14 protein-coding genes and 1 riboswitch are annotated in these 15,503 nt (G+C 33.8%); of the genes, 3 read left to right on the top strand and 11 right to left on the bottom strand.

All coding sequences use genetic code 11. The features are described from left to right. Nucleotides 1–57: 57 nt before the first annotated feature. From CLORY_RS07925 to CLORY_RS07895, 7 genes are all read right to left on the bottom strand, one after another. Nucleotides 58–1,461: a UDP-glucose dehydrogenase family protein gene (locus CLORY_RS07925; RefSeq protein WP_079423030.1), complete on the bottom strand. Its 1,404-nt coding sequence runs from the start codon at nt 1,459–1,461 to the stop codon at nt 58–60. 27 nt (nt 1,462–1,488) lie between these two features. Next, nucleotides 1,489–2,220, bottom strand: a complete 732-nt coding sequence (locus CLORY_RS07920; protein ID WP_079423028.1) for a CpsD/CapB family tyrosine-protein kinase — start codon at nt 2,218–2,220, stop codon at nt 1,489–1,491. A gap of 14 nt (nt 2,221–2,234) precedes the next feature. Further along, nucleotides 2,235–2,942, bottom strand: coding sequence for a YveK family protein (locus tag CLORY_RS07915; RefSeq protein WP_079423026.1), 708 nt, complete (start codon nt 2,940–2,942; stop codon nt 2,235–2,237). A gap of 13 nt (nt 2,943–2,955) precedes the next feature. Continuing rightward, nucleotides 2,956–3,579 (bottom strand): response regulator transcription factor, encoded by a 624-nt coding sequence (locus CLORY_RS07910; RefSeq protein WP_079423024.1) that lies wholly within the window; start codon nt 3,577–3,579, stop codon nt 2,956–2,958. 344 nt (nt 3,580–3,923) lie between these two features. Next, nucleotides 3,924–4,970 carry a mannose-1-phosphate guanylyltransferase gene (locus CLORY_RS07905; protein ID WP_079423022.1) on the bottom strand — a complete coding sequence of 349 codons (1,047 nt, stop codon included), beginning with the start codon at nt 4,968–4,970 and terminating at the stop codon, nt 3,924–3,926. 14 nt (nt 4,971–4,984) lie between these two features. Then, nucleotides 4,985–5,653, bottom strand: a complete 669-nt coding sequence (locus tag CLORY_RS07900) for a sugar transferase (RefSeq protein WP_079423020.1) — start codon at nt 5,651–5,653, stop codon at nt 4,985–4,987. 417 nt (nt 5,654–6,070) lie between these two features. Next, complete coding sequence (locus tag CLORY_RS07895; protein ID WP_079423019.1) at nt 6,071–6,706, bottom strand: LuxR C-terminal-related transcriptional regulator; 636 nt, start codon at nt 6,704–6,706, stop codon at nt 6,071–6,073. A gap of 61 nt (nt 6,707–6,767) precedes the next feature. Continuing rightward, a riboswitch (cyclic di-GMP riboswitch) is annotated at nt 6,768–6,850 on the bottom strand. 404 nt (nt 6,851–7,254) lie between these two features. Here CLORY_RS07895 and CLORY_RS07890 point away from each other — a divergent pair. The 3 genes from CLORY_RS07890 (at nt 7,255) to CLORY_RS07880 (ending at nt 11,154) form a co-directional block, all read left to right on the top strand. Continuing rightward, entirely contained in the window at nt 7,255–9,354 is a 2,100-nt protein-coding gene (locus CLORY_RS07890) for a glycoside hydrolase family 52 protein (RefSeq protein WP_079423017.1), read from the top strand. A gap of 319 nt (nt 9,355–9,673) precedes the next feature. Then, complete coding sequence (locus CLORY_RS07885; RefSeq protein ID WP_079423015.1) at nt 9,674–10,510, top strand: AraC family transcriptional regulator; 837 nt, start codon at nt 9,674–9,676, stop codon at nt 10,508–10,510. A 188-nt stretch (nt 10,511–10,698) separates the two neighbouring features. Next, nucleotides 10,699–11,154 carry a DUF3189 family protein gene (locus tag CLORY_RS07880; RefSeq protein WP_079423013.1) on the top strand — a complete coding sequence of 152 codons (456 nt, stop codon included), beginning with the start codon at nt 10,699–10,701 and terminating at the stop codon, nt 11,152–11,154. 120 nt (nt 11,155–11,274) lie between these two features. Here CLORY_RS07880 and CLORY_RS07875 read toward each other — a convergent pair whose 3' ends face one another. The 4 genes from CLORY_RS07875 to CLORY_RS07860 are packed head-to-tail and all read right to left on the bottom strand — an operon-like array spanning nt 11,275 to nt 15,369. Then, the gene (locus CLORY_RS07875) at nt 11,275–12,093 is read right to left on the bottom strand and encodes an ABC transporter ATP-binding protein (protein ID WP_079423011.1); all 819 of its coding nucleotides are present in this window, start codon (nt 12,091–12,093) and stop codon (nt 11,275–11,277) included. Beyond that, a complete protein-coding gene (locus tag CLORY_RS07870; protein ID WP_079423009.1) occupies nt 12,086–13,093 on the bottom strand; it encodes an ABC transporter ATP-binding protein in 1,008 nt (335 codons plus the stop codon). The genes CLORY_RS07875 and CLORY_RS07870 overlap by 8 nt, the downstream gene beginning before the upstream one ends. Before the next feature lie 10 nt (nt 13,094–13,103). Continuing rightward, the gene (locus CLORY_RS07865; protein ID WP_079423007.1) at nt 13,104–14,345 is read right to left on the bottom strand and encodes an ABC transporter permease; all 1,242 of its coding nucleotides are present in this window, start codon (nt 14,343–14,345) and stop codon (nt 13,104–13,106) included. Between the two features lie 19 nt (nt 14,346–14,364). Next, a complete protein-coding gene (locus CLORY_RS07860; RefSeq protein ID WP_079423005.1) occupies nt 14,365–15,369 on the bottom strand; it encodes an ABC transporter permease in 1,005 nt (334 codons plus the stop codon). Between the last annotated feature and the right edge of the window lie 134 nt (nt 15,370–15,503).

The raw sequence follows: 15,503 nt of genomic DNA, 5'->3' as shown, positions 1-15,503 counted from the left end.
TTCTCCTAACTTATTATTACCTAATTTTTTGAAACTTTTCTTATACTCTTTCCTTGCTCACAACCTGCTACTATCCGTACATGCAACATCGTCTGGAACATTTATTAGGTCGTTGATACTTTTCAATCTTAATTCGGATTTATTTAGATTTCTGTTTATACTTACATTCCTTCTTCCTATGGAATAATAATCAATCTTAGCTTGTTCCGCTTCCTCAACACTATAACAATTACGTCCATCAAAAATTACTGGATTTTTCATTAACATTTTGTATTGATCAAGTTTAATTGAAGTTATTTCCTTCCATTCTGTAAATATGAATGCCAAATCGGCATTTTCTAATGCTATTTCTGGACATTTCACATATTCAACTCCCGTTGGGAACAACTTTCTGAAATTATTTACTCCTATAGGATCATATGCGTACACATTTGCACCCTCTTCTAACATCATCTTTACATTAGGTATTGAGGGTGCTTCTCTTAAATCATCAGTTCCCGGCTTAAAAGTCAGACCCAGTACTGCTATCTTAAGTCCTTCAAAACTCTTAAACTCTTTTTTTGCCTTTCTAATAAGCCTAAATTTTTGATTTTCATTTATTTCAATGGCAGCTTTTACTGTTTTGAATTCATAACCATTATCCGATGCTAACCAGTGCAAAGCTTTTGTGTCCTTAGGAAAACATGATCCCCCATAGCCTATTCCCGCTTTTAAAAACTTATCTCCTATTCTGCTGTCATAACTCATTCCTTTTGCCACATCTCCCACATCGGCTCCTACAATCTCACAAAGATTCGCAATTTCATTTATAAAAGAAATCTTCAGTGCAAGAAAATCATTTGATGCATACTTCACCATTTCAGCTGATTTTCTATTAGTTACTACAATTGGAATACCAAATCTTTCATATATACCTCTCAATGTTTTCTCAGCCTTTTTTGTCTCGACTCCAATTATTATTCTTTTTGCTTTCAAAGTATCTTTAACTGCAGTGCCTTGCGATAAAAACTCTGGATTGGAAGCAACCTCTACATTGACTTTATTCCTCAACCTTTCCCTTATAAAAACTTCTACCTTTTCGTTCGTACCTATCGGCACTGTAGATTTTATTACTATAAGACAATCTCTCTCTATGGAATATGCTATCTGATCTGCAACTTTATACACATATTTAAGATTTGCAGATCCATCCGCTCTCTCAGGTGTACCAACTCCTATAAATATAACTTCTGCATTTCTGTATGCTTTTTCATATTCCGTAGTAAAGTGTAATTTTCCTAAATTTATACTTTCTCTCATGATTTCATCTAAACCGGGTTCATATATGGGCGAAACTCCCTGTTCCATTAATGCCACTTTTTCTTTATTTACATCTACACATGTAACATTATGTCCAGAATGTGCAAGACAAGCTCCAGTTACAAGTCCGACATATCCAGTCCCTGCTATGACAATATCCATGTTATTTACCCCCCACTTTATATCTTTCTAAATATTTGGACTAACACTGCTATTAGCTGATTCTACTATTTTTTTAGTCTTATTATCTGTTCTGAAAAAGTCATTATATTTATCCTTAAATAACTTTGTCGGTTTCTTCTCTTTTTCTAATATGCAGCCAAGAACTTTACATCCCATAGTATTAAGTTTCTCCTTGATATTTCTTGCTTCATTCAATTCATTAACCTTATCTTTTAATACAAACATACATCCGTCTGCAGCACTGGTAATGATTTGTGTGAAACTTAAATTTTCAAATGATGGTGCATCGACAACTATGCAATCAAAGCCCTGTTTAAGGACATCAATGGTTCTTTTCAGATATTCCTTTTTCAATATTGGACTATACTTTTCCAAATTGTTTGTACCTAATTCTAAGACTGACAAATAGTCACTCTCAGTTTTTTCAATACAATTTTTAATCTCTAAACCATTTATGCGTGAACCACTAATAGCTTCCACTACACTAACAAATCCCCTTGCATTATCAGAATTATTGTATTTAGTTCTTGAATTCTTGGATAAACTGCAATCAATAAATAATGTTTTCCTACCGCTCTTAGCTAATACCATTGCGATATTCTTTGCTACAACTTCTTTACCTTCTAAGTTACTGTTACTAATAATAGCTAAGCATCTGATGTTTTCTTCACGATAGTTCTCAAACAAATTAAGTAATATTCTATACTTTTCTATAATTTTTTCTTTACTCTTTTTCATTTTTCCACCTACTTCTATTCCACTGTTACTAATACTGGTATGTTTAATAAATCATTGACTTGTTTTTCATTAGATATCTTGAGACTATAAATATAATTCTTAAAAAGTACTATTCCAACAGATAATATGAGCCCAAATAGGAACCCAACTCCAATGTTCATAAGTTTATTTTGAGGAATCGGGCTATCAGGAGTTTCTGCTGAATCTAATACTTTAATTTCTCCTACTGGCAATATATTCATGCTTTCATTAATAAAATTTTTGCAGTATATGTTTGCAATGTTAGCAACATCATTTTTATTGCTGCTTACTGCCGTTAGCTTGATTATTTGTGTTTCTCCAGACGAAGTAGATATTGGTGCAGCTGTTATCATCTTTGATAGTTCTGCTGCTTGATAAGTTCCTAATTCTTGAGCGGATTTGCTTAATACTAGATTAGATTGAGCTATTTGTACATAGGTATCCACCATCTTTTGATATAGGGAAATATCATTTTCAGTATAATACTGGGCTTTATGACTACTCTTTACAACGCTCGTATCACCTTTAACTATTACAGCTGTTGTAGAAGCCATATATATAGGCTTAGTGAGAAACGCCACCTTTATCATCATTATGCTCGTACATATTCCTGTGAGCAAAATAATAAAGACAATTTTTTTTCTTAAGATTTTCATTATATCAACTATAGATAAATATTCTGTGCTATCTACATTATCCAAGTTTTTCACCCTCCTATTTTTTTATAATTCCATATTTATTTGCATAAAGTGCTGCCTCTGTTCTGTCATTAATTTTCAGCTTTTCATATATATGATTAATATGCTTTTTAACTGTGTACTCAGTTATACAAAATTTCTCTGAGATTTCATGGTTATTTAGCCCCTTCGCTATTTCCACCAATATTTCCTTTTCCCTAACAGTTAGAAGTCCTATTTTATCAAGTGTATTTCTTTTACTATCAATTAAATAATCTACAAAATAGGAATCATAGTACTTCTTACCCTTTACAACCTGTTTTATCCCATACATTATCTCGCTTTCATTAGATTTTCCAAGAATATACCCATGAACTCCATACTTTAATGAATTAACAAATAACTCACTATCACCTCCAAAATCCAATACCATAAATTTTGTATTCACAGCTGCTTTTTTAGCCTCCTCTATTAATTCAAGTTCCTCAGTTGAATCAATAGTCATAATCACGATATGTATATCACCATCTTTAATAAAGGGTATTGCCTCCCTTATTGTTTGACATACAAAATCTATGGATAAAATATACTCATACTTTGATATAAGAGCTATTATTCCTTCCCTTATAACATCACAGTTCGATATAATTATTGTTCTCATAATATATCTGTTCCTCTTTCATTGAAGTTCATAGCCTGCATTTTAGTGATGCTAATGTAAATATTTTACAGTAATAATGCTACCACTACATCCATTACTTTTCATCCCACTTTAGTTTGATTTTTTTGTGTTCTATTCATACTACCGTATAACACATTCTTTCCACTTTAGTGGTATATTAACTAATATCAGTTTGGCAGCAGTAGTATCTAAATACTCTCTATAGGACCTAATTTAATTTAAAAAAAACTGTAAATCTAATAAAAATTTTTTTATTACTTTCACAGCCTATTAAAATATTTTAAAAATGCAGGGCAAACATTTTTATATACTATGCCAATAAACTAAGAGATTAATTCCTTTGCTAATTTTATTTCCTGCTCACTGTCCTTGGAAGATATCAGTATATACTCATCGGTTTCTACTACTATAAGATTCTTAACATTATTAAGCAGAGTCTTCTTTTTAGTCATGACTATATTACTTTTGGACTTATACACTTTAATGTTATTATCTCTAACATTTCCCTCTTCATCTTTGGGATTATACCTTTCAATACTGCTCCAATTACCAATATCGTCCCACCCAATATCACTTGGAATTACATACACGCTATCTGCATTCTCCATTATTGCATAGTCCACTGATACACTTTCAACTTCATTGTATCTGCTGCTTAATGCATTTAAGAATTCTCCCTTTCTAGCAGATGATATCTGATTTAATACATCATACGTATGCCGTATATACTTCTTAGTAAGTTTAAGAATATTTTCTGCTTTCCATATAAAGATCCCGCCATTCCATAGATAGTTATTACTATCTATGTATTTTTCTGCTTTTATCAAATCCGGCTTCTCAACAAAACTTGCTACTTTCAAAATATCAACATTATTAATTGAACTTTTAACCTCTGAACACTTTATATATCCGTATCCTGTTTCAGGCCTATCCGGTTTCATTCCAAGTGTGACGATAGCACTTTTATGGTGTTCAATAAACTTCTCTGCAGCATTCAATGTATTTATAAATTTATCTTCATTTCTAATTAGATGATCTGATGGCAAAACAGCAATTGTGGCATTCCTGTAATATTTTTTTATAATGAAAGCTGAGAGTGCAATACACGGTGCTGTATTCTTGCCTACAGGTTCCACGATAATATTTCTTTCATCTATCTTAGGCAGCTGCACTCTCACTAAATCCACATATTGTTTAGCTGTTACTATAAATATTCTCTCTTTAGGTACAATTTTAGCTATCCTATTCACGGTCATCTGTATCATTGTGTTATTTCCAAACAAATTTAAAAATTGTTTGGGCTTTTCTTCAGTTGATAACGGCCAAAACCTAGTTCCCTTACCTCCAGCCATAATAAGTGCACAAAGCATTGTTATTCCCCTCCCTACCTGGCATTCTTATCTCCAAATAATACAAAAAACGTTCTAAAAATAAGCTTTATGTCTACCCATAAATTTCTATCCTTCAAATATTTTATGTCCAGCTCCATCCATTCATCAAAATCAATCTCATTTCTCCCCATTACCTGCCAATAACATGTAAGCCCCGGCTTGGCCAATAATTTTAATTTCTGATATGACGAAAACTGATCAACTTCTCTGGGTAAATTAGGCCTTGGGCCAACCAATGACATATTCCCTTTTAACACATTGAATAATTGTGGTAATTCATCTATGCTAGTTTTTCTAATGAACCTTCCTACCCTCGTTATTCTAGGATCATCCTTCATTTTAAACATTGGTCCAGACATCTCATTTCTTTCTTTCAAATCGCCTAAAAGTTCCTCTGCATTTACTACCATAGATCTGAACTTATACATTTTAAATTCCTTACCATTTTTGCCAACTCGCCGCTGCGAGAAAATAACAGGACCTTTTGAATCGATTTTTATAGCAAGCGCAGTGATAATCAATATAGGACTTAAACATACTAACCCGAAAAATGCACCTATAGTATCAATTATGAGCTTTACAATTGTATACCCCCTTCCCTTCCTGTATTCTGTCTCATTTTTAAAATAAATATAATTGCTGTCGACCCGGACCGGCTCCATAAAATTTAACACCCCCTAAAAATACTTAACTCATGTTATTAATTTAGCCAATAATCCTATATATGCAAAAATTAATCAGACCATTCCACGTATAAATAAGCTAAAAAAGATTTTAATAAGATTACTCTATTTACAACGTGACATTATTCATAAGTAATAATTTATACTGAACATCAAAGGTTCAATATATAATTACCTCCTAATGACTAATTTTACCATTTATTAAATGATTTTCTATGGTCTTTGAGTCTAATTTTTTTTAACTCCTTTTAGGTACTGAGTATGATACACCAATACCTTTCAAGTAGTACTCCTGATAATATCTTCACTATTGCTGAAGCAAAAAATAAAAAGATAATCTTCCAAATTAAGATTATCTTTCTCAAAACTACTAATACCTATTTAATTATTTTCTTATTAACATGCACTTTTATCTACTATACCGCAATTATTAGCAAACAATGCAGCTTGAGTTCTGTCCTTTATATTGAGTTTCTCAAATATGTGATAAATGTGCTTTTTTACGGTGTTTTCTGAAATATGCAGCCTTTCAGATATCCTGCGATTAGTCATCCCTTTTCCTATCTCACCCAATATCTCTTTTTCTCTAATAGTCAACTGTTCTAGATCATCTGTTTCTAGTTTTTCTTCGTTAATCATACTATCTATAAAAAATGCATCATAGTACTTTTTGCCTTTATTTATCTGCCCAACAATATGTAATATTTCAGATTCACTTGATTTTCCCAAAATGTAGCCTTCAACTCCGATTTTTATCGCTTTTACAAATAGCTCTTTGCTGTTGTTAAAGTCTATTATTACAACTTTCGTTCTAATACCTTGTTGTTTTAATTCTTTGATTATGTCCAATTCAGTTGAATTATAGATATGCAAATCAAGAAATATTATATCTATATCATTTGTCCTTACTGAGCCAATCACCTGACTCATCTTCTCCGCCACGGCATCAATGTTTACATTGTCATACCTAGAAATAATAGAGCATAACCCTTCTCGTATTAATGCGTAATTTGATATTATTATCGTTCTCATTTTTAATTTTCCCCCAAAATAGATATTAATATTATTACAAAACAAAAACCGACCATCTATGTATATACTGGCCGGTTGCACCATTAACTCCGCACATCCAAGGTGCCCAGATAGAGGATGTGTTTCTTTATTTCCGAGTATAAAATTGTATGTATCTGCATAAATATGCTTAAGTATGCTCAACAGCGCCGGAATTTAATATGTATATATTTTAGCATCACGAAATATGCATGTCTATACATTGTTACCAATTATTGGTTGACAATTATTTATGTATATTTACTGTTCATCCAATTTTTCACTATGTTAGAGATACCATTTTAGTAGTATACAGGATTATTTTCTCCAATCTTGGGGATATATCATTTATAATTTCAATTTTCAGCTCTAGAACCTAATTCCAGCTGATAAAAATTAATTTCTATACATCAAATTTATTTCACCAATTTTTGTCCTGTATATAAAGTAATTGTGACGAGATTTATAGTGTTAATTAGTATATACTTTTTTCATACAAGCATGATTATTTTTATTCAGGAGGAATTTATATGAGCAATATATTTTTTAATGCACACCATTCACCCATAGGTGCCTTCTCCAGCTTCACTTTGGGTTTCAAGGGTAACGGCGGTGGCCTTGGTCTAGAGCTTGCAGGGCCTGCTAAGCAAAACATATTTATTGGACTTGAAACAGTTGAAGGAGGAAGTTATAATTTTCTGCCTTTCTTTGAGGAATCAGAAGACGAATCTAAACGTTATGATTTAGAAAAGACTGAAGAGGAAGATAAGAAAAGCTTTATTTCGACTTACGCTGATAAAGATATTATAAGAGACTTTAAATTATGCACCGATTCTTTTGAAGCAGGTGATTTAAAGTTTACTATATATTCCCCAGTTACTTCAGTGCCTGATCCTAGCTCAGCTTCAGAAGAGGAATTGAAGAAAGTTATTGTTCCCTCTGTATTTGTGGAGATAACAATAGATAACAGTAACCATGATAAAAAGAGAAGAGCAGTCTTTGGCTATGAAGGTAATGATATCTATAGTGGTATGCGAAAGGTTGATTATACCACTGAAGATAATATTATAGGTGTGGCTCAGGGTAGAATCACAGGTATTGGTACTAAAGACAAAAGTGTAAAATCTGCTTTGAGTTTTAACATAAAGGACTTGCTTTCGGAAAAGCTAACGGAAAATTGGACCTTTGGCTTAGGTTCACTAGGTGCATTAGTAATGGAAGTGCTTCCAGGAGAGAAACGTACCTTTAAGTTTGCTGTCAGCTTCTATCGTCAAGGGATAGCTACCTCCGGCATGGACACAAGCTATTATTACACTCGTTATTTCAAAAATATCGAAGAAGTATTAACTTATTCCTTAGATAATTTTGATGAATTAGTTGAAAACTGCAAAAAAGGCAATGCCCTGGTATATGATTCAAAACTATCTGAGGATCAAAAGTTCATGCTCAGCCACTCCATAAGAAGTTACTATGGGAGTACAGAATTATTGGAGCATGAAAGTAAGGCTATCTGGGTAGTTAATGAAGGTGAATACAGAATGATGAATACCTTCGATCTTACCGTGGATCAGCTGTTCTATGAATTAAAATTTAATCCTTGGACGGTTAAAAACGAACTCGATATGTTCTCAAAACGCTACAGTTATTATGATACAGTTAGCTTCCCTGATGACGATAAACAATATCCAGGTGGAATAAGTTTTACTCACGACATGGGAATAACCAATGTATTCTCTAGAAAGAATTATTCCTCATATGAAAAATACGGAATAAGCGGATGCTTTTCTCATATGACTCATGAGCAGCTCACCAACTGGGTATGCTGTGCCGCCGTTTATTTGGAGAATACAAAGGATAAGGAATGGCTAAAACAAAATCTAAATCTGTTGACGGAATGCTTTAAGAGTATGGTAAATAGAGATCATCCAGACGCAGAAAAGAGAACAGGAATAATGAAACTTGATTCGAGCAGAGTAATGGGAGGAGCAGAGATTACAACTTACGATAGTTTAGATGTCTCTTTGGGACAGGCAAGAAATAATATTTACTTGGCAGGCAAGTGTTGGGCATCTTATGTAGCTCTAGAAAAAATATTTGCTGAAAATAATTTATCTGATCTTTCAGAAGAAGCTGGTAAGCAGGCTGAAAGATGCGCTGCAACATTGGTTGCCCATGTTACAGAAGGCGGCTACATACCTGCTGTACTTGAAAATAGTAATGACTCAAAAATCATTCCAGCTATTGAAGGCCTTGTCTTCCCTTATTTTACAGGAAATAAAGAGGCTTTGGATGAAAACGGAAAATTTGGAGCGTATATAAAAGCTTTAAAGAAACATCTTAAAATAATACTTGTAAAGGGAACTTGCCTATTTGAAGATGGTGGCTGGAAGCTTTCTTCTACTAGCAATAATTCCTGGCTTAGTAAGATTTATTTATGTCAGTTTATTGCACGGGAAATACTTCATTTCGACTACACAGGATCAGCTGAGGCAGATGCTGCTCATGTAAATTGGCTTTTACACCCCAAAGAAAGTTTCTATTGCTGGAGCGACCAAATGATTTCCGGCGTAGCTACCGGCAGTAAGTATTATCCAAGAGGGGTCACAAGCATATTATGGCTAGAAGAATAGAAATTTTATAGCGGCTTCAATTTTAATTGATTCTTCACTATTAATTATTCAGAATCATAAAAGTGCTATTGCTAAACAGCAATAGCACTTTATTTTTATAGAGCCAACCTAAAGCTTTTATTTTTAGCTTCATTTTTCTCTGCTTTAATATATTTCAATACTGATTATAAAGCTTATAACAGCTAGACAAAAATTGGTTAATAAAATATAATAAGCTCAAACAATAGATATATTTGGAGGAAATTCTGCATAGGTGAATTTTAACCTTTATTTCTAATTTTTCATTCCTCATTAAAACATTATGTAAGTAGGTGGCGTTATGCAATTTTATTATGAAAATAGATTAAATGTGCTATATGACAGTATTCAGATGTCCATTTACGAGAATACTGATTTTAGCTATGCTGCCCATTGGCATAACGATTTTGAGCTAGCCTATGTTAAAGAAGGCAGTATAATGGCTGGAGTTAACAATGAAAAGTACTTCTTAGAATCAGGAGATATGCTTATTTTAAGCAGTGGCGACATTCATTATTACGACAGTACCAACCGTTGTTCGAAAATTATGCTGTTGGTGTTTAGCATGGAATTTATCGGCTTGCCTGCTAAATGGCCTCCCAAAGGACATTTTAAATCTCCTTTGATTAAGAAAGACGTAATTAGGAAGTGCAATCTATCAAAAATAGAAAATATCCTTATGAAAATTAATGCCGAAAAAAATGCAAACATCAATCCTTACTCGGAATTCTTTATTAAAGCCTACCTTAATGAAATCTGTGGTATTCTTTTAAGAAACCTAAATACTGATAGCAGCAGCAAAAATGAAAACAATTATTCTAAAAATCTAGAAATATTGCAGCAAGTATTAATATATATAGAAGAGAATTTCTCATCAGATATTTCACTGAGAGATATAGCAGCACATTGTAATATAGACCCCTACAACTTGAGTAAGACTTTTAATAACGTAACGGGAACTAATCTAAAAACTTACCTTAATACGTTAAGGGTATTGAAGGCGGAAAATATGATATTAAATACGGATAAATCGCTTACAGATATTGCCTTGGAAAGCGGATTTAACAGCATACGCAGCTTTAATAGAGCCTTTAAATCAATAAAAAGCATAACCCCCTCAAGCCTAAGAGGTAAATAAAAAATGAAATGTTGTGGCACTACGGAGATTGATCCGTTCATTAAGCACTTGTAACACAAATATTATGAATATATTTTCTATTATGTCTAATAATATTTTTAGAAGCATAGGAGAATACTTGAAATTAAACAAAATTGTTTGACTAGCTATTGTCCTTTATGTTCTATAAATATAAAGTAGGTGAAGTAATGATAGTAATATATCACGACGTTGGAGGTGCACACTCTACAGCAGTAGCTGCCAATATACATATCAACAAACTACCAATGGACAGAGTGCCAAGTAAAGAAGAATTATTAGCACTGCCAACCTTCGATAAAATTGAAAAGAATCAGATGGGACGCTTAATATTTATAGGTGAAGATGAAAAGAAGAATAAGATTTATACACTGGCAAGACAGTATGTACCCCAACTGGTAATACCAGCAGTTTCTGATATGTATTCGATGATTAATGGAAGTACAGAAGGCTTATATATAGTAGACACAAAACCTACTGTGAATCTTCTTATGAACATAGGCGGATATACTTCAAGAAAACTGCATTGGATATGGTTTGGAAGACCAATAGTAACCAAAGGAACGCAACAGGCATATATGAATATAGCTAACATGGTTAGACAAACTAAAGAAAAACTTGTATAAAAGAGAGAAAAGAGAAGGATGAAATTTCCGCCTTCATTCTACTCCTTTCTCTTTACTCTTATAAAATCATAACAATATTGCATTTAATTTTTACTACTTTTCAAATTGCAGAAAACTAATCTACCCCACCGTTGACAAATCCCATTTCTCATAAATCTTAGGTACATCACTTATAAGTCGCTTTGTGTACTTTTCTTTAGGTTTTAAAATAACATCGTCTGCATTACCATGCTCTACAAATTTACCATGTTCCATTATATACACAGTATCAGATACATAGTATGCTAAACCAATATCATGTGTAATGAATACAATTGTCATATTGTTCTCGCTACGTAGTTTTAACAGCATATCGAGTATAGTTGCCCTAGAACATGCATCTACCATGGATGTAGGTTCATCTGCAATAAGAATTTTAGGCTTAAGCAGAAAAATTCTCGCGATCATAAGACGCTGCATCTGACCGCCTGATAATTCAAACGGATATTTATTTGTAAGCTCATCAAACTTTAAATTTACAAAGCTGCAAGCCTCCGTCATAAGCTCGCGCTTTTTCTCTTTGGGCAAGTGCTTGCCGCCTCTCATGTTAATGCAGTCTAAAAGTACTGAATCTATCTTGTAAAACATGTTAAAAGATGCAAAAGGATCTTGAAATACAGCTTGTATCTCTTTCCAATAATTCTCTCTCTTTTTGCGTGACGATATATCTCTTATCTTTCCATCGAAATAAATTTCTCCTTCTGAGATACTGGTGAGGCCTAGAATCATTTTAGAGAAAGTAGTCTTACCGCTTCCACTCTCACCTACAATAGAAATAACCTCTCCTTTAGAAAAATCAAAATCTACATGATCTACAGCCACAGTCCTCGTTCTGCTATTACCAAATATCTTAGTCAATCCTTTGCCGCTTAAACAGGAAACATTTTTTTCACTACTCATCTGCATAAACCTCCTTAAGCTCCTCTATTGAATGAATACATCGATACATTCTCCCATTACCAAACTCGCGTTCAGGAATTTTCTTTTGTCTGCAATCCGAATCAGCATATTTACAGCGCTCTGCAAATCTACAGCCTTCCGGCGGGTGCTTCAAATTTGGAGGAGTTCCCGGTATTACCGTAAGCTTATTGTTCTTTATTCCCATCTCTGGTACTATGATTGATCCCATAAGTCCATTAGAATACGGGTGCATAGGATCAAATACCATTTCCTTAGCATTTCCTTTCTCTACAATCTGCCCTGCATACATAACCATGATATCATTGGTTACATTATAAAGCAGCGGAAGCTCATGAGTAATAAAGATCATTGACTTAATAAAACCTTTTTCCATTAAGTTTCTCAGCATCTTGATAACCATCTTTTGAGAGGTAACATCAAGTGCTGATGATGGTTCGTCGGCAATAAGAACCTTAGGAGAAAGAATAGTTGAAATTGCAATGACTGTACGCTGCTTCATCCCCCCTGATAATTCCACAGCATGTTTTTGCAGCACTTCAGCAGGAAGTCCTAGAAGCTCAAATCTTTCCCTAGCAAGGTCATAAATATCTTTCTTTGGTGTCTTAGGATTATGTGCCCTGATAACATCTTCAATTAAACTTATTATTTTCTGCGTTGGGTTTAGTGCGTTCATGGCTGCCTGAGGAATATATGCAATTTCATTTCCTAAAATTTGCTTACGCACCTCATCTGGCTTCATATTGGAAATATTTTTTCCATCAATGATAATATCTCCGCTAATGTAATGAAGCGGAGCGAAGTAATATCCCATTAAACTGAGGGCTAGCGTAGATTTACCGCAACCAGATTCACCAGCTATACCAAGGGATTTACCTTCTTCAATCTTTAATGAAACATCGTTAACTGCGTAGACATCTTCTCTTAGTCTGGTTATATATTTTGTATTTAATTTATTAACTTCTAACATTATTTTTCCCATAACTGACTCCTTAATCTCTTAGCTGTGGATTGAATACCTGGTCAAGACCTGTATTCATCAAGTTAAGTGAAAATGATATTAATGTTATTGCCAGAATGACTGGTATGAAAGCCCACCATGCTCCAGTAAGAATAGCTTTATATGCCATAGCCCAATTCATCATAAGTCCAAGTGTAGAAACCTTAGTTGTAGCAGGTCCTAATCCAAGCATAGAAAGCTGCGCTTCAGAAAGAATTCCAGAGGATATCTGAAGTATAAACGCCATAACCACATAAGAAGCTACATAAGGCAGAATATCCGTCAAGATAATCCTTGGAAGACTGTGTCCTGATAGTTTGGATAGGTTTACATGGTCTCTATTTCTTAATGAAATTACCTGCGAACGTACAGACCTTGTAGTCCATGGCCAGGAAGTAAAGCCAATAATAGCTGCTGTCAGCATAACCCCTCTTGCACTTTGCCCCACACTAAACGATATTAATATAAGAAGAATGAAGGATGGAACAACAGTAAATATATTGGTTATGAACATGATAAAGTCGTCCAATGTTCCTCCTACGTACCCAGCTAATAATCCTAGCAGCAATCCAATTAGTGTAGCTATAGTTCCTGCTACCAATCCTATTTTTAGTGATGTGCCCATAGCTGCTACAAGCTCTGTAAGTACATCTCTTCCAAAGTTATCAGTCCCTAAAACAAAAGTTTTCTTATTCAAAAGGTCCTTTGTATTTACAAAAGCATGAGAACTAAGTGATGATGGTGCCTCCAACTCTCCATTTTTGTTTTTAGTTGCAATATATATTGGAATGCTGCTTACTAATTTTTTTATTTTAGTATCAAGCCTTATATATTGCTGCTTTTCAGCAGCAAGCAATCCTGTCTGATCTGCACTGACACTATAATTTTTATTCCAAAGTTTAACGAGCTGTGAGACATTTCTGATATCCACCTGAGATTTTTTCACATTTCCAAACTTAACAAGCCAATTAGCCATACTTTTTCTGTCCTCAGTTGATATAGAATTTAAATTTGCTGAAGCAGTGTTTATCTTTAGGGTATATTGTTTTGCCTGAACTGAGTCTTTCACAGAGATGTACGTGCCAGGTTTGTAAAATAATCCGCCTACCATATTTAGCGGGTCTGCGCTTACAAACAATGGATAGAATATAATTGTGAGCAATAACACAATAAAGATTACAAAACCTACAACAAATTTTGGAGAATGAAATACCTGTCTTATCATATTTTTCATAACTATATCTCCCCTCTCATTAGTCCTGCTGTACAGCCTTGACTCTTGGGTCTATGAATCCATAAAGTATTTCTACAAGGAGATTAGCAATAAGCACCATAATCGTAATAATCAAGGTACATCCGGAAATAACAGGATAATCTCTGCCAGTTATCGCTGCCATCAGAGTAGTACCAATCCCCGGGTAACTAAAAATCATTTCAGCCACTAATGCGCCGCCCACCATAGTGCCTAAGGATAATGCAAGTCCTGTAATCTGAGGAAGCATAGCATTTCTGAACACATATTTTACGATCTTTCTATCCTTTATACCTAGAAACCTACTATATTTAACATAGTCAGCATTAAGTTCATAAATTGACATTGAACGCATACCTATAGCCTGTCCTCCGATTGTTATAAGCACAATTGACCAGAATGGCAGTTGATAATGGTAGATAACAGAACCTATAAAATGAAAACTCATATTAGGGTTTAAATCATATCCATATCCCAATGAAGCAGGAAACCATTTTAAGTAAACTGCAAAAAAGAATTGTAACAAAATAGCCATGCCAAATGCTGGCATATTACTTAAAAACAAAAAAGCAGGAAGTATAGCTTTATCCCAGGCTCCTTTTATGTATGCTGCTATAGCACCCAAAACATTACCCAGGAGCCAACCTACAATAATTGCAGGCAGCTGCAAGCATATTGTCCACCATACAGACTTTGCTAACAGATCTGATACAGTCCTTGGATAATATATAAAGGAAACTCCAAGGTCTCCCTTAAATAGATTTTTAATAAATTGAAAAAACTGTACATACATCGGTTTATTTATTCCAAACGTCTTTACATAATCCTCATAAACTTTTTGTACTGCCGTTTGGTCGGTCATACCATTTGCCGTTCTTGCCGCTATGGCTGATACCGGATTTCCTGGCATTAGACGCGGCAAAAGGAAGTTTAACAATACTGCAATAATAAGAGTCAACAGATACCACATTATTTTGTTAAAGTAATACTTTTTATAACCCTTCAAGATGTATCACCTCGTATAATATGTTTATAGCCAAGTAAAACTGGTTATAAACTTATCTTTTTTGTAGTATAGAGGTAGGAGACATCTTTGAGGAATTCTCCCTCATCCTATTTTCATCTATACAATTAATATTT

Origin of the sequence: Clostridium oryzae (assembly GCF_002029235.1) — a bacterium.
GTDB lineage: Bacteria > Bacillota > Clostridia > Clostridiales > Clostridiaceae > Clostridium_AE > Clostridium_AE oryzae.
Note: the sequence above shows the minus strand (reverse complement) of the source record. Positions and strands in the feature narration are given on the sequence as shown.

Bases quoted from the DNA above. Each gene is read 5' to 3' on its own strand.
- CLORY_RS07870 (WP_079423009.1), bottom strand. From the start codon at position 13,093: ATGGGAAAAATAATGTTAGAAGTTAATAAATTAAATACAAAATATATA.
- CLORY_RS07865 (WP_079423007.1), bottom strand. From the start codon at position 14,345: ATGAAAAATATGATAAGACAGGTATTTCATTCTCCAAAATTTGTTGTA.
- CLORY_RS07895 (WP_079423019.1), bottom strand. From the start codon at position 6,706: ATGAGAACGATAATAATATCAAATTACGCATTAATACGAGAAGGGTTA.
- CLORY_RS07885 (WP_079423015.1), top strand. From the start codon at position 9,674: ATGCAATTTTATTATGAAAATAGATTAAATGTGCTATATGACAGTATT.
- CLORY_RS07925 (WP_079423030.1), bottom strand. From the start codon at position 1,461: ATGGATATTGTCATAGCAGGGACTGGATATGTCGGACTTGTAACTGGA.
- CLORY_RS07880 (WP_079423013.1), top strand. From the start codon at position 10,699: ATGATAGTAATATATCACGACGTTGGAGGTGCACACTCTACAGCAGTA.
- CLORY_RS07905 (WP_079423022.1), bottom strand. From the start codon at position 4,970: ATGCTTTGTGCACTTATTATGGCTGGAGGTAAGGGAACTAGGTTTTGG.
- CLORY_RS07900 (WP_079423020.1), bottom strand. From the start codon at position 5,653: ATGGAGCCGGTCCGGGTCGACAGCAATTATATTTATTTTAAAAATGAG.
- CLORY_RS07875 (WP_079423011.1), bottom strand. From the start codon at position 12,093: ATGAGTAGTGAAAAAAATGTTTCCTGTTTAAGCGGCAAAGGATTGACT.
- CLORY_RS07920 (WP_079423028.1), bottom strand. From the start codon at position 2,220: ATGAAAAAGAGTAAAGAAAAAATTATAGAAAAGTATAGAATATTACTT.
- CLORY_RS07890 (WP_079423017.1), top strand. From the start codon at position 7,255: ATGAGCAATATATTTTTTAATGCACACCATTCACCCATAGGTGCCTTC.
- CLORY_RS07910 (WP_079423024.1), bottom strand. From the start codon at position 3,579: ATGAGAACAATAATTATATCGAACTGTGATGTTATAAGGGAAGGAATA.